Here is an 18,051-nt window from a genome sequence, read left to right as displayed (position 1 = left end):
TGTCTGATACCCGTTAGTAGACGTTCCCTCTTTATCAATGCACTATTTGGTTATTTTGTCAATGCGTAAGTCCTAGATTTTAAAGAGGATGCAGTTTACCTAACCCGACCCTGTGCCGTTGCCGACGATGCGATCGATACTATTTCCCGGCTGGTCAGAGTTGTTAACACCTACTGGCGACCCGCTCAATTGGAAACTAACATCAACATCAACTCCTTTGAGAATGCACTTTTTGTAGGGGTTGAAGTTAGTCAAGAGCAAATGGATTTTGCTTTTGAGCAGCGCAAGGGATATGCAACTGAGATGGGGCCTGCGATCGCATGGAAAACTCAAAATGATGGCGACACTACCAAAATCCGTGAGGTGTCAGCAAAATACCAGGCTCTCAGAGATTCTGCACTGGAACAGTTCGCAGATGATAGCGGTCAAGCCTATACCGAAAAAAGCTGGGCAGCAGCTTACTGGAGAGCAGTTCATACCGGAGCATCCGAAAGTAGCACCGGAGCGCTGGTGTTCAATTTATTTAGGGAGGAGATTTTGACGGAACTGCGAGAAAATCCTGATACTTTGCCTTATTTCAACGTCTATAACGTTCACAAGCAAGAACCCAATGTGTGGAGCAGAGGTGAATGGAAAGGGCAAAACGTTCTCATTCGCATTGTCCAACGAATGAAGCCTGCTGCGGGGGAAGTCGCAGCGCGGATGGAACTTGGCGTTGATATGAGCTTTCCTGAAAGTACCAAAAATATCGGATACTTCCCCCTTGGATGGATACCGAAAGAGTACAAAAGTAAGGTTGCGATCGGCGAAACTAGGCAAATGCGCTGTTACACCAACAGCAAAATTATGGACGAAACTGGCAGAATTACCACGAAAACAGTCCGGCTGTATAATCAATCCCTGACTCAAGAACAGATCGATTACTTAGAAGGTCACTTCCCAGCAGGTCTTTATAAGCCTGAAGATTTTGGTTTACCACCCAATTAATCATTTCCTAGTGCATAATTAAAATATTCATTAGTTAGCATTAGTCATGTCTGCCTTAACTGACCACGTAAAAGCTTCAACTGGATTCGCTGAAAGTACCGTTAACGCGGTATGGGATTCAGCAGTAGCCTTCATGTCACTCACTCTCCGCAATGGTGAAAAACTACCATTGGAAGGGTTAGGGATTTTAAAAGCTACCGATCGACCTGAACGTCAAGGACGCAACCCTCGGACTGGAGAAGCTATCACTTTTAAAGCTTCTCGCAGACCTAAGTTGACTTTCAGCAAATCCTTTTTGACTTTAGTTCAGCCTGATCCAAGCCAACCACAGCTTGCACCTGCTGCTGAATCTACTGCTCAATCTGTCGCTCCTGTTCCTCCTGTTGCAGGCATTCAACCTCCTCCTATTCCAGCCGACTTGCTAGCGCAAAAAACCTTGAGTCATCCTGAGCAAACCTGGCAAATCAAAGCTCCTGACAGTTCCTTCGTTGAAGTACCAACAAGTGAACTAGCAGGCTGGGGAGTTAACGCTAGCACCCCGGTTTACTCGCCTAGCACAGGCTGGAAATTAGCGGGGAAAGTGCCGGAACTGGTAGGAATCGTCAAATAGTTTTGAACCAGACAGAAAAAAGCTTGAGTAGATGTACACTACTCAAGCTTTTTTCTTGCTCTATTTTATTTAGTAATTTCTGAAAAATCCCGAAAATACTGGATGCCGTAGAGAGCCTGTAGCAGTCACGCCAAGATAAACCACTTCCAGCGTTCTGCCTAAATAATCAGCTTGGTTGGCAAATATTGTCGATCGCTCCAAGTCAGTAAATCCTGTCCCCACTCGACTATTGATGATTTGATCGTTAATCATTCCCCGAATCAGTAAGTTACCCAGAGACTTTGCATATTTGCCACTACCTTTGGTAAACCCAACCACCGTAAAGTTGTTCTTTACAAAGTTTTTCACTTTTAGGAGATTGTTCGATCGAACCCCGGAGTAAATAGAGTTCGGATTCCGCAGCATTATCCCTTCATCTGAGAGTCCAGAACTTTTGACCAATTCAGCTTCAGTTTGGATTACCAAAGGATTATTTTCAATCAATTTCTGAGGGACGTAGCTAACTTTCCCCATTGCCGGGAAAATTTGCTTGACCTGATCTACTTCATGAACTGTCTCCATTGTCGGGAATTGATTGAACCCAATCGCAAAGATGCGGAACTGAACTTTTTGTTTATTTGCTACTACAGATTCTACAGTTTTTCTGCTGCGGACTATTCCTGATATAACATCAAAAAGAGTTCCCGGGATGTACAACTCACCGTCTATAAAAGATAAATTATTAGTCGATCGGATACTTTCGCATATTTCCTCAATCTCAGTCATTCCTGAATATCGAGTCAAGCCCGATGGCGCTACGCGCCCCGCAAGCTACGACTTCTCAACCCACTGGTCATATTTTCATATAAGCAGCGGACTCCATCTAGTTTAGGGCTGCTAAACCATTCAGCAACACCATAGTTTTTCGCTGGGCTGTAAGTATTTGCTAATTGTGGCAACATCATTCAAACTTGCTCCTTAAACGAATCGACCCAAAGCAGGGGTTCGTAGATTCCCTGTAGAACTTAGCCCCATATAAACTATCTGAACTTGTTTGCCGATGTAAGAATCTCTATTCATCCACAAATCTTGTTCTTCTTCATCGTTTAACCCGTAAACACGAGTAATTTTATTGACTCCATTCACCATGCCTTCAACGGACATATAACTGACGAAATTCACTACAGGATTTTGAGTAAATCCAACAACAGTAAAGATTCCGCTTGTTATTCCTTTCACTTTTAACAGATTGTCCGATGGCGCGTTCGCGCCCCGCAAGCTACGCACTTCTGAATAAACTGAATCAGGATTTCTTAGAAATATTTCATCAGAAATACCAGAATTCACTATTTTCGTATATTCATCAAGAACTCCGAGTGGTGTACTGCGAATTAATTGTTGAGGTATAAAACTTATGATCACCATTCCCTGTGCCGAAGTGATTTCTCGCATCCGAGTAACCATTTGGTGAGCTGTTAAATTAGAGTTTGTTGTTGGAACAACAGCAGAAATTCTAAACTCGACAGCAAATTTATCAGCAAGGTCATAGTTGGTTCGATCGCGCACCAACACTGTAAGTTCATCAAGTGTTTTGCCCGGTATGAACAATTCACCATCAAGAAACGACAGATTATTAGCATCACACAGAGTTTGACAAGATAACTCAAGGCGATCGAGTCCAACAAATCGCGTAGTCAAAGTCTGGCTTCTTAATCCTTTGATATTCCCAAATCTTTGATAAACACACCGAATTCCGTTGAGTTTAGGACTGCTAAACCAGAAGCCTGTAGGATATTCCTTTGCTGGAGTGTAAGTATTGGCTAATTGTGGAAGCATATTAGTTTGTGTGGTTGTGACTTAACATTGCAGAATAGATAGCAAATCGCCCCGTTTTATGTAAACAGGGCGATTTGCTATTTATTAATCAACTGAGATGAGTTGATCGATCGCGTAGTACGTGCTTATCATTCCAGCTTCTTTTGAGAAATTCAAAAGAATGAGTGAGTTCGCATAAGTGACAGTACCTACAGTAATGTGAGTTCCTGAAGATGGATTCGCGAAAACAGCAAACGGTTTGCTCTGTGCAACACCAAATCCTGCTGGGGTGTTAGCCAAAGTAATGCTAGGTGTCCCGCTAGTATTCGGTGCTGTTATTTGCGTTCCTCCTTGCAGATGGATTAAATTTCCAGATCGACGGACTCTTAAATTTCCGCTTCCAGCTAGTACGGGGATATTAACCCATTCACCCCAGACAATACCGGAACTAGCAGAACCAGCAGGACCAGCAGGACCAGTCGCACCAGTCGCACCAGTCGCACCAACCGGGCCTTGAACTCCTTGAATTCCTTGAGCGCCAGGATTACCAGTAGCTCCCATTGCACCAGTAGCTCCCGCTGCGCCAGTTGCACCAGTTGCACCAGTATCACCTTTAAGACCTTGAGGCCCTTGCGCTCCAACGGCACCAGTTGCACCTTGAATTCCGGTTGCGCCTACCGGGCCTGTTGGGCCTTGCGCTCCAGTATCACCTTTGGCTCCTGGAAGTCCTTGAAGACCTTGATCGCCTTGTTTAGCTCCCAAAGTCCAGAATGCTGACGGCGGTACAGAGTTGATGCTTGGTGCGTTAGCAATGTAGCTGCTGCCGTTGTAAGCAACTGCATCAAACATGGCGTAGTTGGTTGTTGGACTCCAATTTCCCCGCCAAATTAAGCCCGGTCGCCCTTGAATTCCTTGAATCCCTTGAGCACCTTGCGCTCCTGTTGCACCTGCGGGCCCCATTTGACCAGTCGGCCCGATATTACCCAGTGTGCCTTGAATTCCTTGCTCTCCTCGTTCGCCAGGAGTGCCGGGATTACCTTGAAGACCTTGCGAACCCATTTCGCCTGGAATTCCTCGATCACCGCGATCGCCTTTTTGACCTGCGGGGCCGGTTAAGCCGATCGGGCCAGTTGCGCCAGTTGCGCCAACATCGCCAGCAATTCCTCGATCACCGCGATCGCCTTTAGAACCTTGCGGGCCGGTTAAACCGATCGAACCAGTTGCGCCCATTTCCCCGGGAATTCCTTGATCACCTCGATCACCTTGTGGGCCTCTATCGCCTTGCGGGCCGGTTAAACCTGCTGGGCCGGTTGCGCCAATTTCACCGGGAATGCCTTGGTCGCCACGATCGCCTTTTATTCCGGGACTGCCTTGTGGGCCGGTTAAGCCTGGATTTCCTTGAGAGCCAGTAGCGCCAACTAAACCTCGATCGCCTCGATCGCCTTTTTCACCCATCGGGCCTTGCATCCCTGGATTACCGATATCGCCTTTGTCACCTTTAGGGCCGGCAATCCCAGGCACACCCTGTAAACCTTCAGCACCCGGAGCGCCGGGAGTTCCGGGTAAGCCACGTTCGCCCGGTTCACCTTGAACGCCTGGATTTCCTTGAGGCCCTGGACTGCCAGCCGGGCCGGTCAAACCTTGAATGCCTTGAATTCCTTGACTGCCTGGTTCCCCTTTTTCACCAGCAACACCGGGAGAACCTGCTACGCCAGCAGCACCGGGATTACCTTGATCGCCTTTAGGTCCGATCGAACCAGTCGCGCCAGGATTTCCCTGAATTCCCTGAATACCTTGAGCTCCAGTTGCTCCAGTTGCTCCAGTTGCGCCGGGAGTTCCGGGAGTTCCGGGAGTTCCGGGAGTTCCAGTTGCTCCGGGAGTTCCAGGCTGACCAACATCACCGCGATCGCCTTTCTCGCCGGGAATGCCTTGAGGGCCGATCGGACCAGCCGGGCCGGTTAAACCGATCGGACCTTGTGGCCCAACGATTGCCGGCTCTGGAGGAATAAGAGTCACATCCCGAGAAGCGGTAGCAACAACACTCGTGCCAACCATCAAATCAGCGCGTAGAGTTCCATTTTGTGTGATGGCTGTTTCATAAGGAATCCAAGGACTTTCTTTAATAATTGAGCCGTTGAGAGTGAAGCGGACAAAAGAGTTAGTTGGCGGATATTCTACATCAGCAACTACTACAGTTTGCCCTGAATTAAGAACAGGAGCTCGTAGCGCAATTGTTGGTGAGTTGACCTTGACTTCAAAAGTGACTTGAGCTGTCGATCGAACTACCGGAGGCGTTGTGCCGGTGATATCTTCGACTTCAATGACGTGAACGCCAGCACTATTAATAGGAATAACTAGCCCAAATTGATATTGAGGTGCTGCCGTCGTGCCGACATTAGTTGCGGATGTATCTGTCCCAACCACTGTGCCGTTGAGTTTAAATCGAACGTCAGTATTTGTGTTACTGTCTGCGATCGCAGTAACAGGTAAAGAATAAGGCAAAGAGTTTACTTGAATACTTGGCTGATTTGGGGCGGTGATTCTAATTGCCATGATTATTTATTTAATTTGTGAATACACGAGAATTAATCTCTTCTCTGTAGTCAGTACCAGAGAAGAGATTAAAAACAAGAGAGAGAAAGAACTTGGCGCTTATCAGGTTTGAATCAGCAGAGCCTGAGCCAGGATAACTTCAGATTCCACTGATTCTCCAGCAATCATCAGAGTTGTGTAAGCATCAGGGCTTGTGTTGTCACCGTCATCGTCGTGAACCATGATGACTTTAGTATTTTGCAACTGAGTGAATGTTTGGTAAAGCTCAGTTAGATATTCAACCTGTTCGATCGGCATCAAAATGCTAAATACTGTCTCTGGTAAAACAGGCTCTTCCATCGCCAAACCTTGGGTTGCCATCCCTACTAACTCTGTCAAAGAGTTTCTGATCAAAGGTTGAAACAGCTCATCTAAAGTTTTGTATTCAATTCGTCGTGTCGCCGGAGCTTTGTAACTAGGAGCGAGGGGATTCATCGCCTTGATTGCAGCTCTCCGCATTGAAGCATCTCTGCTGAGGATTGCTGCTTCGTCCAATGGCAGTTTAGCTCTTTTAATCGAAAGCGGTGAATCGCTTTCCGATTGGGGCCAAAAGTTGTAGTCAGCGAGTGTTGCCCGCAGCATTTTTGTTGCGAATCCTGCTGTTATTGTCATGGTGGTAATCGAGCTTTGTATCGAGCGATAAATTATTTTTTTAGTATATCATCTCAATTTTATTTCTCTTTTTGACGGCAAAAAATTGACTTTTGTTTACAAATAAGATAGGAACAAAAATTAAATTTGACTAAGGAAATTCTGCGCCGGAAACGGCAATAACAAATATAGAATCAGCAAAAAACCCGCAATCGGCAGAATTATTGTTTAAAACTGTTGCTTTAGTATTTGCACTATTTTGAGTATCAAAAAAGTAGGTGTTTTCAAAATTGCTTACCCATTTATCACCTTTTTTGTCACCTAAGAAAACAATTTGACCCTTTTCTGTAGCAGTGCCACCAGAATAGTAAGCTAAACACACAACAAACTTGAGCATAAGAAAAACCAGTAGCGAACTGGTTCAACGCTATTAGTCGCGAGAAAGTGCATAAAATTTCAGGAGATAGGCTTGAATTTCTTGATTTTAAGCCAATCAAAGGAATTGACCATATAACTCTGTCAAACAGATGACTTTGACCTTCCCCACGACAAGAAGCTTTGTTAGCAGGAAGCCAATGACAGTCACCGGAAGCATCTCTTACCAGATAGAAACATTGAGGAACGATCCTCTCCGAGGGCTGCGCCAACGGAAGTTCAATTTTACCGTAGCTTGCGTGGCGCGTAGCGCCATCGCCCAACCCGGACACCAGTTGCTGCCGTAGTAGAAAAAGCAGTCCTTCGGTTCCTTAAACCATTCGATGTGATTTTTAGTTATTTTGGCTATTTTGCTCATTAGATTTAGATGTGATTGATGAGAGATAGTCATAGTTATGGAGAAAAAACATCATCGCCCAAAAGCGAAGCACTACGTTAATAGCATTTAAGTAGCTTTTAGTCAATTAATTGTATTTCATACTTACAACCAACGAAAAGCATTTTATATTCAATAAAACTGTCATTGCCAGTGATTCCTAAGCGACCACTAAGAACAATTTGACAAAGCTACAAATTGACAATCTGGTCATCATGATTTTCCTTGTCCCTGGATTGCCTGCCCGTAAGAAGCGCAAAAACTGACGTGGTAGCATTTCTTGATAAACTGCCGTGATTTCGTGAGGATACGGCTCGATATGTGATGTCAATAGCTAAGAATCGATCGAATAAATGGGCAAGGTGAATGCGAGAGCTTCCGAAACTTGGCAAAATAAATCCTCATTAACATCTAAAAACCAAGAATATCTGTAACAAAATCTCGATATTTTGCTGATTTCATTCAGGAATTATATGATTTTTTAAACAACCACTGTCATCATTTTGGTATAATTGTGACCGTATCAGGTCCATATTTGGAAATATTACTACCGGGAGCGTGATGTTTGGCAGAATTCCATTGAGCTAAACTTTACAGCAGCGATCGTCCAATTAACCCTTTGAATCCGTGCCACAACTCGAACTTTTCTCTGAATTTCAACCCAAACAGCTATGCTAAATCTCCTCAACTAACGATGAATTGTGAGGCGCTAGAGAGCTGGAAACAGCGTATTTTTGAACACCAGCAATCTGAAGGCGTTGACCAACCGCGACAGGGAAGTCTATTCGAGTTAGCGCCAAATTCTTGTGACTCCAACAACATAGACCCCTTTGCCCTGGAATTACACAATCTCTCATTCTGCGAGAAACCGGATTGGGGCGATCATACTTGTCTCTATTTTGTGATTGACAACGTACACCCCCTGCTGCTCTACGTGGGAGAAACAGAGCGCACTCCCAAACAGCGGTGGATGAGCCATGATTGCCACCGCTACATTGGCAATTACATTGAATTACATCGGCGTTATTCCCTGAATGTGGCTGTGGCTATTGCGTTTTGGTACGGAGCGCCAAGCAATCGGAAACAGCGGCTACAGTTAGAATCGGAGCTTATCTGCAAGTGGCCATCGCCTTTTAATAAGGAGTGCTGGCAGTGGTGGGGACAACCATTCGGGAAGTAAAACTGCTGCAATTTGGTATTTTAAAGTTAGAAACTAAGTAAGTCGGCAGGAAAATTCGCAAGTATGTAACAAAATATTAAGTAACCAGCTCGGCTCTGAATTTAATGCGTTTTGTAGAGTAGTTTCCTTTTTTTCCTCTAGCTTCTACCCCATTAATTACGGCATAAGCTAGCTCTAATTCATCTTCAAACATTTGTCCGGCTAGCTCATCTTTTTTGATGTGTTGCCACTCCAATTCTATGGGATTCATTTCTGAGCAATATTTAGGTAAAAACAAGATATATAGACCCTGATTTTCCCACTTTGACCATAATTTTTGGACTTCCTTACATCGATGTATGGGGCCATTATCCTGTACTATTACTCTAATTCGTTTACTCGTCTCTGCCGAGCGAGCCTCTGACTCCATCATTTTGATATAAGCTTTTCGATCGACACCCCCAATTACCAAACCGTAAACAAAGCTGATTTCAGGTTGTAGAAGTCCTACAATACTTAATCTACGACCACGCCGTAAAGTTTGTTCCAGACGTTTTTGCTCGCCTCGTTTGTAATAAGTGTAACCAGGCTCGCTCCATGCACAAAATCCTGATTCATCTAAATATTTTAAATCGATCTCTCCTGCAGCAGCAGCCCATTCCAGCATATCTAGGTCTGCTTGTTTGATTTGGCGTGCTATGCTTTCTTGTTTTCCTTTGTGGCTCTTTCTCGCTCGTTTCCAAATAAACCCTTTTTTTTTAGTATTCGTCTTAATCGGTCGGGACTTAGTTTAATAGAGCGCTCTTTTTCTAATTTTTGAGCTAATTGAACACTATTGTATGTACGTGGTTCATTTTTGAGACATTCTGTTAAAAACTCTATGTCTGCTTCTTTCCACTTCGGTTTGGCTCCTCGACCTGACAACTCCCAAAAACCTTCCATTCCTAGTTTTTGCCATTTATGTAAAACCTCTCTCACTGTTTGTGGAGTCCAGTTAAAATGAGCTGCTATTTTTTCAACGTACCAGCCCTGTGCATTTAATCTGACTACAAGAGCCCGGTCTTTGACTTTTTGGGGAACATTCGCAGTTCTCAATTTTAATAGAGTTTTATCTTGCTCTTGTGTCAGAAATATCCTTAATCTAGCGCCCATATATTGAGTTACCTTGGTAGACGTATTCCCTGTCTTTACTTATTTTAACATAGTTCGGTTTTTTCGCACCGACTTACTTATGTAGGAACCCTCAGCCATCCCCGAATCAAATATGGATCGATTTGAATTTCAGCTAGCAATGCTGCAAAAAGGAGCAGAGGAACTAGAGAAAAAAATAGCTAACTTCAGTACAATTTTGCAGCAGTTAAAAACTGCGGCAATTACCATTTGGGTAGCGTTAATTGGTTGGGTGTTTGCCAGTAAAATAGATGCGTTAGCTCCGCTGGGATACGTTATAATTTTTGGTTTTTGGTTTTTAGAAGCTACCTATTGGAGAGTGCAATTTTATTATATGCAAAGAGCCGCTGCCGTTACCGAATTCTTGAATGACGAAAGCGCCTTAGATAAAAGTTTTAATGCCCGTTCGATACCGGAAGGTCTAGTTCACCCGCTCGGTTCTTTGAAAATATTTAAAATGCCTTCTTTGTGGAGAGCTATGTGCGCTCCCTCAATCTATATTTTTTATACCTTTTTGTTGGCTGTTAATTCGATTGTTTGGTTGATAAGTTTTAAAACAGCTCTATAACTGGTCGAGATCCGAAAGTGCGATTGACCTGCTACCATCGACGACATAAAGGTTATCAAATCGTGGGTGAGGCAGTTGAGGTCTAATACTGAGGTTTTGGGGTCGCTACCAAAGCAGCAGGTGCCGCATTGATGGCCCACAGCTTGCAAAGGAATGTTATTGCGGAAATACAGGCTAAACGGGAGGACGTGCACGGCATTTCGCTTGATCGACTTTAGCACCGATGTCCAGCGATGAACCAGGCGATCGGCAGCTTCTGTATTATTCAGGGTGTAATCCAGGTGTAACTTGTCACCGACAACACGCACGCGATTGTTAGGGTCGGACAAATACTCGGTTTGCCACCGCCACTCCACGGATGTTCAGGCATCAAGTGGAGTTCAAAACTTGGAATCAATTTCACGTAGGGTGCTAAAAGTGGGGGCGCTTCCGCCGGAATCATATCTGGCAGCACATTGCCGCTCACATGGATTCTATGTCAAGCTTTTTAAATTAATTATTGCTAAAGAATGTGTTAAAAAACTTTTTTGTCTCATCACTCGTATCAGCAGTTAATTTAATTTAAAGAGGTAGCCTAGTAATGCCATTTGGCCATCGACAATCTCTCAACTGGCTGTTGCAGCAGTTTCAGCCCTTGCCCGGTAAACCTGACATCCTCTACGGCTTGCGTACCCTTTTGGCAGTGAGCGGGCCCGTTGCAGTTGGCTTCATTGCAGGTCATCCGGCTGCAAGTGCGATCGCGGTGATGGGAGCCATGTTTGTTGGCATGGTCGATGCAGGTGGAGCCTATCGCCAAAAAGCAACTGTAATGCTCTCCGCAACCATTGGCGTTACTCTCGCCTTGCTAATGGCAAATCTGGTTAGTAGTACCCTTTGGCTAGCTATTCCAGCCACTTTCTTGGTGATGTTCGCCGCTGGCTTAGCTGGTCTGTTTGGCACGAGCGCCGCGACGGTTAGCCTGGTGACATCAATTATGTTTATCGTCTGCCTAGCAAAATTCGCTTCGTTTCCAGATTTCTCTACTGTTCTTCTGCAATGTGCGCTGTGTCTAGCTGGAGCTTTATGGGCGATGGTGTTATCTCTCTTATTGTGGGTGTTACGCCCTTATACACCTGCGACTGAGGCAGCCAGCAGTTGTTATGCGACATTGAGCAAATTTGTGCGAATGGCAAGCGAGATACCCTTAACTCTCTCAGAGCGTCGTCCGTGGGGAGAGCAATTCTTACAAGCTCAAGACAGCGTAATAGAGAATTTGACCACTGCCCGGAGTGTTTGGAGTGCTGTGTGGACGGGTCGAGAAAGTGCTGATTTGCACGGCAATCAGTTACTCGTCTTAATTGAGGATGTCAACCAAATTACCAATTCGGTTGTAGCATTGGTGGAACTATTAGCGATCGCCTCCTCTCGTCCCTTAGTTCAGCAGTTGCACAGAGAAATTCAGCAAGTGCTAGAAACATCGGCAACGGCTCTACAAATCTTGTCAGATGCACTTGCTAAAGGAAAGAATGTTGTTCGCTTGGGAGATTTGGATCGGGCGATCGAGGCACTAGAATACCAGTGGCAAGTCCTCCACTCTCAAACCCTGAATCAAGCTAGTATGGATCGGACAGATGACTATGCTGACTTAGTGAGTCTTGGCAAGATTGTAGCTAGTTTGAAAGCGCTAGCAGAACAAATTCATACAGATGCGGAAATTTCCACAGATTTACAACGGGGAGAAAGACGCAGCATCGCCCAGCTCAATATTTATCCCCCAATACAGCCACAGCGTTCTTCAATCATTGACACGCTGCGGAACAATCTCACGTTTAATTCTGTTATTTTTCGTCACGCTTTGCGGCTGGCGCTAATAGTAACGACTGCTGAATTAGTAGCCGTGTTATTGCAAGTACCCACAGGCTATTGGGTCACGCTCACTGCTGTAGTTGCCCTAAAGCCGAACTTTGGCGGTACTTCTCAGACAACGGTGCAACGGGTGATTGGAACTACATTGGGGGGCATATTTGGCATTGCCCTTGTCATACTTATCCACAATCCAGTGGCAATATTAGTCTGTCTTCTGATACTCTTAGTCACTGCTATGTCGGTGCGATCGCTGAGCTACGGCATCTTTATCACACTCCTCACTCCCGTAGTCATATTGCTACTGAATATGACAAGTAAAGGCGGCTGGGAAATAGGAGTATTACGCATTGTCGATAGCTTAATTGGAGGAATTTTAGCATTACTCGGCAGCTATTTGTTATTTCCCAGTTGGGAGCAATCGCAACTTCCCGCACAACTAGCAAAAACTATTCGATCTAATCTCGCCTACTTTCAACAAGTTGTAGCTAGCTACATCAACCCAGAACAAAACTCCTCGACAGAAACTATTAGAAACCTGCATTATCAAGCAGCATTAGAGAATGCGAATGCGAATGCTGCTGCTCAAAGGTTATTCAGCGAGCCCCGTCACGTTCGAGGAGAAGTTGAACCGATCGCGATGCTGATACTCTACATTCGTGCCTTTTTCAGCTCAGTCACCACTCTAGCAGAACATCAGCGGAAATTTAGCGGAGAGTACCAATTCGCAGATTTCCAGCGATTTACCGATGCGATTGTCCAAGTTTTAGAGAACTTAGCCAACGCGCTGGAACAGGGACACCTACCTCTAGCTTTACCGAAGCTAGATATTTATATTGCAGCCATTCACAACGATATTGAACAGTTACATCTCATTAGGATATCAGAGTTGGCTACAAATCCAATTTCTGTAACATCAACTCGGCAAGCTGTTCTAGAACAAACTCCTGTTTTCACACAACTAGATCGAATTGCCCGTGAAATGAAATGCCTGCATTCTGCGATCGATCGCCTGCAGGCATCAGTTGATAAGAGTTCAACTTAAATATTCAAATACTTTACTAAACTTACTCATATTTTTACAGCGATATGTAGTTTTAGATTATAAGAGGATGTTTTAAAAGTCCGGTCAGGTATAATTTAGCCCTTCTGATTGGGCTTAACTAAGACGATAAATCAAGCTTTGGTCCTGGGGGGTTGAGGGGGCGACAAGGAAGGTAAAACCTAGATAGGAAAAGCTGTTCAAGCAACAGACTCCCTGAAAAAAATGGAGAAAAAAAACCGTGCTTATTGAGAATAAACCGTGAGGTTATTAGAGAGCTATCTGTGAGGGACTGTTTTATGATAGAAAAGAATGGTTTCGTCAAAATAACAAGACCACAACCATAAATGCTACTACAATTCTATCAAACAATCCTGCAAAACTACCTGAACACTAGACAGTTAATTACTCTAAAAATGCTGGTATGGCTACTACAGAATTATCGAGAAGTAAGGATAGAAAGATTAGCTGCCAACCTGCCGTTACCAATACAATAAAATAGCCGTCGTCATATACAAAGATTTTTAACCTCAAATGCCTTATTGAAATTTAGTCGGATTTAACTGTAGCATATTTGGGGTTAAAGTTAAGATGCGTTTACCCTGCCTGAACAATTTTCTTTCGTATTTCATCAGCGATTAGTATCAATGGTGGGCAGAGGATTAGCAGCGACCATTGCCAGGGAGATAGGGGTGCGGTCGCAAAGACTTTTTGTAAAGGTGGGAAATAGATAATAGATAGAATCAGTCCCCACTCAACCGCAATGCCTAACCAGATCAAACGGTTGCTAAAAAAGCCCAATCTAAAAATTGAGGTGCGCTCACTTCGGCAGGCGAAAACGTTTCCAACCTGACAAGCCACGATCGCCGCCAGCGTCACAGTTGTTGCTTGATGATAAATTGCCATCTGAGTAGTAGTCCCCGATCGGGCAAGAATCGCCGAAGTCATCGCCTGCAACTGGGTAATCCCGTAACCATTTGAGCGCCAAACCAGCAGAAAACCTGTCATTCCTACCAAGCCTTCGAGCAACCCTAGAAACAAAAAGGCACGCAGCATTAAAGATTTATCCAGTAATGGTTTCGATTTTTTGCGTGGCGGTTGAAGCAAGATGCCTGCCTCCGGTTCTTCTGCGCCCAACGCTAGGGCGGGAATCATGTCTGTGCCTAGATCGATCGCCAGAATTTGCAGAATGACTAAAGCGGGCGGAATCTTAAAAAAGACCATCGCCAGAAAAGGGAGCAATTCTGGTATGTTCGAGGACAGGATATAGGTGATGAACTTGCGAATATTCTGATAGACAGCTCGTCCTTCCTCGATCGCACTAATAATAGTCGCGAAGTTATCATCAATCAGCACAATATCAGCCGCTTCCCGCGCCACATCCGTGCCACTGAGCCCCATCGCAATGCCGATATTGGCCGCTCTCAAGGCTGGAGCATCATTCACCCCATCACCCGTCACCGCTACGGTATGACCCATTCTGATGTAAGCCTGAACCAACCTTAACTTCTGTTCCGGCTGTACGCGAGCAAAGATTAACCCGGATTTTTGCTGCAATACCTGACACAACTGGGCATCCGAAAGATGTCCCATTTCTTCGCCCGTAACTACCCTGGCTTTACCATCTACTAAGCCAATTTGCTGGGCAATCGCTTCTGCGGTGAGTCCATAATCTCCTGTTACCATCGTCACCTGGATACCTGCTTGATGGCATTGGGCGATCGCGTCCGCAACTTCTGCTCTCGGCGGGTCAATCATTGCCACCAACCCAACAAAGATCAGATTTTGCTCCAATTCCTGGGCGTCTTGGGGTTGCTCCTCTTTCTGCCGCGTGGCAAGTCCCAGAACTCGATAACCTCGACTTGCAAATCCATCATTAACAGCAGTCACCTCTTTCCGTTCTGCTGCTGATAATTCTTCTATGTGTCCATCTTTCAAAATCTGTTTACAGTGTTGCAGCACGTCCAATGGCGATCCCTTTGTAAAAATCAGATAGGGAGCCGTTAGCGGTTTGAGATAGTCCGATTGCCCTTCTAACTCAAACCCTAAACCTGAATTATCCGAACTTCTTTGCAGCACGACACTCATCATCCGTCTGCGCGAATCAAAGGGAACTTCCTGCGTTCTCTGAAGCTGACGCTGTAGTTCTTCAAAGTTCAGTTTCTTTTTTAGGGCAGCCACCAGCAGAGCCGCTTCAGTGGGATCGCTGGTGGCTGCCACTGACTGGAACCTGCTGGATGGTTCAAGCGGGCATTGGAACAGAGCGCCGAACCCGCCAACAGCAGCTTTACCTGTGATTCCATTCGCCCAGCAGGAACTTGCACCTCTCCTCCCGTCGGGTCGTACCCTATTCCAGTTACTGTAATCTCAGATGTCGGAATCCAGAGTCGGCAAACCGTCATCTCATTCTTCGTCAGCGTCCCTGTTTTGTCTGTACAGATGACCGTGGTGGCACTCAATGTCTCCACTGCCGAGAGCCGACGCACCAGAGCATTACGCTTTGCCATGCGCTTGACACCCATAGCCAGAGCCAGAGTCACCGTTGGCAGCAGTCCTTCTGGGATAAATGCCACAATAATCCCGATCGCAAAAATGAAGCTTTCCTTGAGTTCCATGCCCACCAACAGGTTAGTCAGCAGAAACACCACAACACCCAGCCCAAGGGCGATCGTGGTGATGACGTGCACCACGCTGTTGATTTGAACTTCCAGGGTGCTAGGTTCTCGCTTCACAGTTGTAGTGAGATGGGCAACCTGACCAAACTCGGTCTGAGTTCCTGTAGCGTACACAACAGCTAATCCACGCCCTGCCGAAACGGTAGAACCCGCAAAAACCAGATTGCTTGATTCGGAGGCACGCATCTTTTCAGTGGCTACAGGTTCCGCCGATCGGGCAACCGGCAGCGATTCTCCCGTCAGCACCGAGACATCGACATAACAAGACTGAGCCGAAACCAGTCTGGCATCAGCAGAGATGCGATCGCCCTCTTCTAATTGCATGACATCTCCCGGAACCATCTCCCTGACGGGAATCTCACCTAGCTTCCCATCTCGATAGACTTTAGCGCGGGCGGGCAACATTTTATTGAGTGCTGTTAAGGCTTGTTCTGCCTGGAATTCTTGCCAAAAACTGAAACCGGCATTAATCCAGATTACAGCCCAGACTGCCCAGCCGAGTTCTGGTGTACCGGACACAAAAGCCAGCGCACCTGCAACCCAGAGCAAGAGTGCCATGAAATGCGTCAACTGATCCGTGAAGCGGAGTAATAGCGATCTTCTGGCTGGTTCGGGCAGTTCATTAAACCCGTAATGCTTGATTCTAATTGCTGTTTCTGCCTCTGAAAGTCCCTTTTCTGAAGTTGATAAAGTTTCGTAGACTTGCTGGGTCGATAGTGTCCAAACAGGTGCATGAGATGCCATAGAGAATCAACAAGTTGCCTCATAAGTTTGCAGTTGCACGGTTGACGAAAGCGCTCCTATGGGTTCTTACTGCTGACTCCATCAGTCGTGCGTCCGCTCATTTCACTCTCGTGGATGCGGTAGATTGCGATTACTTCTGAACGTCCCTCAGCATCAATCCAAGTTCGATTGATCGCAGGTGACAGCGTGGGATTGCGGTCTTTGATCAGGTGCATTACCCGATCGATATCTTCCTGCTCAGTCAGGCGCGAAGCTCGACCATTGACGATCGCGCTGCGCCAATGAAGCGGCTCGCGTATTTCTTCAACCTGCAAACAAATTTCTGGATTTGCATCAAGATCGTGAGTCTTCATGCCGATCGTTGTAAACAGGTAAATGTCCTCTTCTTCTAGATAATAATTCATTGGTATCACGTAGGGCTTGCCTTCGTGTATGCAGCCCAGATGACCGTATCCTACTTTGTGTAGGAGTTCGTGTATTTCTTTGGAACTCATTTCATCAATATCTAACATTATTATTCTCTTAAAAAGTCAGTTGATTGGTAGTATTGAACAGAAATAATTCCGGCTTTACATCTGTCGTTAGATGGAGTCGATATCTGAAAGTCAATTATCGGAGTCAATAGCCTGTTGAGAAAACGATCGCCTCACAAATCCTCTGCGCGCCTAATTGATGCTTTTTTGCCCGCAGCCTAGCTGGCCACAACTAAACAAACCGTGACGGGGGTAAATGAGCAGTCGTACAGAAACTTACGTGCTTGGCTGAAACTTTTACTGGATAAGGATTCTGGGAACTACTTTTTTTGTCTCTCAAAAACTTAAAGAATTGAAAATTAAACTGTACCAATTAGAGCATAGATTTTTTGGTACAGCTTTTTTGTACGGCACAGTAAGGATTTGAGGCTTTTAAATTTCAGACAGATCAATTGGTACAGGTTTATAAGAGGCGAGCTCAGTATTCAAAACGACTAATCAATTCCTTAGCGTAAGTTTCTGTAGGACTGCTCATTTACCCCCGTAAAGAAAACGCTCGTTTTCTTTACCATCCCAACCCTTCCTCAAATCTCGCCAGTTGCGACCTTAAGTTTGGTAACGAAACCCGGTAAACATATAATCGGCAACATATCGTGCGAGCGCAACGAGTTTCATTACTTGGACATCTGTCAGTTGCAGTTAATCCTGGCTGAAACCGATGATTGCAGGCTCAGTTGCAGTTAAGTAAGTCGGCACGAAAAAACGTCCCTATGTAAACGAGGGCAAAGTCTCCACAGGCTCTCTACTGGCTGACTTAAACCTGTTTACATAGTGTTACATTATGCGGTTTAATCCCGCCTACTTACTTAATTCTGGTTCAGTTGCAGTTAATTCTGGCTGGAACACAATTATAGTTACTAGGACTTACGCATTGACAAAATAACCAAATAGTGCATTGATAAAGAGGGAACGTCTACTAACGGGTATCAGACA

Annotated in this window: 19 protein-coding genes; 6 read left to right on the top strand and 13 right to left on the bottom strand. The window is 45.3% G+C overall.

The features are described from left to right. Window positions 1–99: 99 nt before the first annotated feature. Window positions 100–255, bottom strand: coding sequence for a hypothetical protein (locus QUB06_RS31635; protein ID WP_333438653.1), 156 nt, complete (start codon window positions 253–255; stop codon window positions 100–102). 6 nt (window positions 256–261) lie between these two features. On the opposite strand from QUB06_RS31635, the gene QUB06_RS31630 reads away from it, so the two are divergent. Both QUB06_RS31630 and QUB06_RS31625 read left to right on the top strand, forming a co-directional pair. Further along, the gene (locus QUB06_RS31630) at window positions 262–987 is read left to right on the top strand and encodes a hypothetical protein (RefSeq protein ID WP_333438652.1); all 726 of its coding nucleotides are present in this window, start codon (window positions 262–264) and stop codon (window positions 985–987) included. A 46-nt stretch (window positions 988–1,033) separates the two neighbouring features. Then, window positions 1,034–1,597, top strand: a complete 564-nt coding sequence (locus tag QUB06_RS31625; protein ID WP_333235652.1) for an HU family DNA-binding protein — start codon at window positions 1,034–1,036, stop codon at window positions 1,595–1,597. 69 nt (window positions 1,598–1,666) lie between these two features. Here the strand turns inward: QUB06_RS31625 and QUB06_RS31620 are convergent, their stop codons facing one another. From QUB06_RS31620 to QUB06_RS31595, 6 genes are all read right to left on the bottom strand, one after another. Beyond that, a complete protein-coding gene (locus QUB06_RS31620) occupies window positions 1,667–2,362 on the bottom strand; it encodes a hypothetical protein (protein WP_333438651.1) in 696 nt (231 codons plus the stop codon). A 29-nt stretch (window positions 2,363–2,391) separates the two neighbouring features. Continuing rightward, window positions 2,392–2,541: a hypothetical protein gene (locus tag QUB06_RS31615; RefSeq protein ID WP_333438650.1), complete on the bottom strand. Its 150-nt coding sequence runs from the start codon at window positions 2,539–2,541 to the stop codon at window positions 2,392–2,394. A 13-nt stretch (window positions 2,542–2,554) separates the two neighbouring features. Continuing rightward, complete coding sequence (locus QUB06_RS31610; RefSeq protein ID WP_333438649.1) at window positions 2,555–3,412, bottom strand: hypothetical protein; 858 nt, start codon at window positions 3,410–3,412, stop codon at window positions 2,555–2,557. Between the two features lie 84 nt (window positions 3,413–3,496). Next, window positions 3,497–5,944, bottom strand: coding sequence for a hypothetical protein (locus tag QUB06_RS31605; protein ID WP_333438648.1), 2,448 nt, complete (start codon window positions 5,942–5,944; stop codon window positions 3,497–3,499). A 102-nt stretch (window positions 5,945–6,046) separates the two neighbouring features. Next, on the bottom strand, window positions 6,047–6,595 hold the full coding sequence (locus QUB06_RS31600) for a hypothetical protein (protein ID WP_333395332.1): 549 nt from the start codon (window positions 6,593–6,595) through the stop codon (window positions 6,047–6,049). Window positions 6,596–6,725: 130 nt separating this feature from the next. Next, the gene (locus QUB06_RS31595) at window positions 6,726–6,971 is read right to left on the bottom strand and encodes a hypothetical protein (RefSeq protein ID WP_333438647.1); all 246 of its coding nucleotides are present in this window, start codon (window positions 6,969–6,971) and stop codon (window positions 6,726–6,728) included. Window positions 6,972–7,149: 178 nt separating this feature from the next. Between QUB06_RS31595 and QUB06_RS31590 the strand changes: the two genes are divergently transcribed. Continuing rightward, complete coding sequence (locus QUB06_RS31590) at window positions 7,150–7,296, top strand: hypothetical protein (RefSeq protein ID WP_333438646.1); 147 nt, start codon at window positions 7,150–7,152, stop codon at window positions 7,294–7,296. A gap of 783 nt (window positions 7,297–8,079) precedes the next feature. Further along, window positions 8,080–8,565: a GIY-YIG nuclease family protein gene (locus QUB06_RS31585; protein ID WP_333438645.1), complete on the top strand. Its 486-nt coding sequence runs from the start codon at window positions 8,080–8,082 to the stop codon at window positions 8,563–8,565. A 76-nt stretch (window positions 8,566–8,641) separates the two neighbouring features. On the opposite strand, the gene QUB06_RS31580 is transcribed toward QUB06_RS31585, so the two are convergent. Then, window positions 8,642–9,696, bottom strand: a protein-coding gene (locus tag QUB06_RS31580; protein ID WP_333438644.1) for an IS630 family transposase whose coding sequence is annotated in 2 segments (ribosomal slippage) — window positions 8,642–9,301 and window positions 9,304–9,696 — 1,053 coding nt in all. Because the reading frame shifts where the segments join, the coding sequence is not laid out codon by codon here. A gap of 112 nt (window positions 9,697–9,808) precedes the next feature. Here QUB06_RS31580 and QUB06_RS31575 point away from each other — a divergent pair. Continuing rightward, window positions 9,809–10,282: a hypothetical protein gene (locus tag QUB06_RS31575; protein WP_333438643.1), complete on the top strand. Its 474-nt coding sequence runs from the start codon at window positions 9,809–9,811 to the stop codon at window positions 10,280–10,282. Here the strand turns inward: QUB06_RS31575 and QUB06_RS31570 are convergent. Both QUB06_RS31570 and QUB06_RS31565 read right to left on the bottom strand, forming a co-directional pair. Next, window positions 10,219–10,422, bottom strand: a complete 204-nt coding sequence (locus tag QUB06_RS31570) for a GMC oxidoreductase (RefSeq protein WP_333438654.1) — start codon at window positions 10,420–10,422, stop codon at window positions 10,219–10,221. The two genes, QUB06_RS31575 and QUB06_RS31570, sit on opposite strands and share 64 nt — an antisense overlap. Before the next feature lie 125 nt (window positions 10,423–10,547). Beyond that, window positions 10,548–10,748, bottom strand: a complete 201-nt coding sequence (locus tag QUB06_RS31565; RefSeq protein WP_333438655.1) for a hypothetical protein — start codon at window positions 10,746–10,748, stop codon at window positions 10,548–10,550. A 114-nt stretch (window positions 10,749–10,862) separates the two neighbouring features. On the opposite strand from QUB06_RS31565, the gene QUB06_RS31560 reads away from it, so the two are divergent. Beyond that, a complete protein-coding gene (locus QUB06_RS31560; protein WP_333438642.1) occupies window positions 10,863–13,169 on the top strand; it encodes an FUSC family protein in 2,307 nt (768 codons plus the stop codon). Between the two features lie 594 nt (window positions 13,170–13,763). Here QUB06_RS31560 and QUB06_RS31555 read toward each other — a convergent pair. From QUB06_RS31555 to QUB06_RS31545, 3 genes are read right to left on the bottom strand one after another with little or no spacing between them, the layout of a single operon-like run. Continuing rightward, window positions 13,764–15,386 (bottom strand): cation-transporting P-type ATPase, encoded by a 1,623-nt coding sequence (locus tag QUB06_RS31555; protein WP_333438641.1) that lies wholly within the window; start codon window positions 15,384–15,386, stop codon window positions 13,764–13,766. Continuing rightward, window positions 15,335–16,585: an HAD-IC family P-type ATPase gene (locus QUB06_RS31550; protein ID WP_333438640.1), complete on the bottom strand. Its 1,251-nt coding sequence runs from the start codon at window positions 16,583–16,585 to the stop codon at window positions 15,335–15,337. The genes QUB06_RS31555 and QUB06_RS31550 overlap by 52 nt, the downstream gene beginning before the upstream one ends. A gap of 56 nt (window positions 16,586–16,641) precedes the next feature. Further along, entirely contained in the window at window positions 16,642–17,097 is a 456-nt protein-coding gene (locus tag QUB06_RS31545; protein ID WP_333438639.1) for a pyridoxamine 5'-phosphate oxidase family protein, read from the bottom strand. Window positions 17,098–18,051: the final 954 nt, after the last annotated feature.

Origin of the sequence: Microcoleus sp. D2_18a_D3, from assembly GCF_036702455.1 — a bacterium.
GTDB lineage: Bacteria > Cyanobacteriota > Cyanobacteriia > Cyanobacteriales > Microcoleaceae > Microcoleus.
This window is presented reverse-complemented; position numbering and strand designations above follow the sequence as displayed.

Excerpts from the sequence above, each read along its gene's own strand:
- QUB06_RS31590 (WP_333438646.1), top strand. The coding sequence starts at position 7,150 with ATGACAGTCACCGGAAGCATCTCTTACCAGATAGAAACATTGAGGAAC.
- QUB06_RS31610 (WP_333438649.1), bottom strand. The coding sequence starts at position 3,412 with ATGCTTCCACAATTAGCCAATACTTACACTCCAGCAAAGGAATATCCT.
- QUB06_RS31545 (WP_333438639.1), bottom strand. The coding sequence starts at position 17,097 with ATGTTAGATATTGATGAAATGAGTTCCAAAGAAATACACGAACTCCTA.
- QUB06_RS31560 (WP_333438642.1), top strand. The coding sequence starts at position 10,863 with ATGCCATTTGGCCATCGACAATCTCTCAACTGGCTGTTGCAGCAGTTT.
- QUB06_RS31625 (WP_333235652.1), top strand. The coding sequence starts at position 1,034 with ATGTCTGCCTTAACTGACCACGTAAAAGCTTCAACTGGATTCGCTGAA.
- QUB06_RS31550 (WP_333438640.1), bottom strand. The coding sequence starts at position 16,585 with ATGGCATCTCATGCACCTGTTTGGACACTATCGACCCAGCAAGTCTAC.
- QUB06_RS31595 (WP_333438647.1), bottom strand. The coding sequence starts at position 6,971 with ATGCTCAAGTTTGTTGTGTGTTTAGCTTACTATTCTGGTGGCACTGCT.
- QUB06_RS31615 (WP_333438650.1), bottom strand. The coding sequence starts at position 2,541 with ATGATGTTGCCACAATTAGCAAATACTTACAGCCCAGCGAAAAACTAT.
- QUB06_RS31600 (WP_333395332.1), bottom strand. The coding sequence starts at position 6,595 with ATGACAATAACAGCAGGATTCGCAACAAAAATGCTGCGGGCAACACTC.
- QUB06_RS31605 (WP_333438648.1), bottom strand. The coding sequence starts at position 5,944 with ATGGCAATTAGAATCACCGCCCCAAATCAGCCAAGTATTCAAGTAAAC.
- QUB06_RS31630 (WP_333438652.1), top strand. The coding sequence starts at position 262 with ATGGATTTTGCTTTTGAGCAGCGCAAGGGATATGCAACTGAGATGGGG.
- QUB06_RS31620 (WP_333438651.1), bottom strand. The coding sequence starts at position 2,362 with ATGACTGAGATTGAGGAAATATGCGAAAGTATCCGATCGACTAATAAT.
- QUB06_RS31585 (WP_333438645.1), top strand. The coding sequence starts at position 8,080 with ATGAATTGTGAGGCGCTAGAGAGCTGGAAACAGCGTATTTTTGAACAC.
- QUB06_RS31575 (WP_333438643.1), top strand. The coding sequence starts at position 9,809 with ATGGATCGATTTGAATTTCAGCTAGCAATGCTGCAAAAAGGAGCAGAG.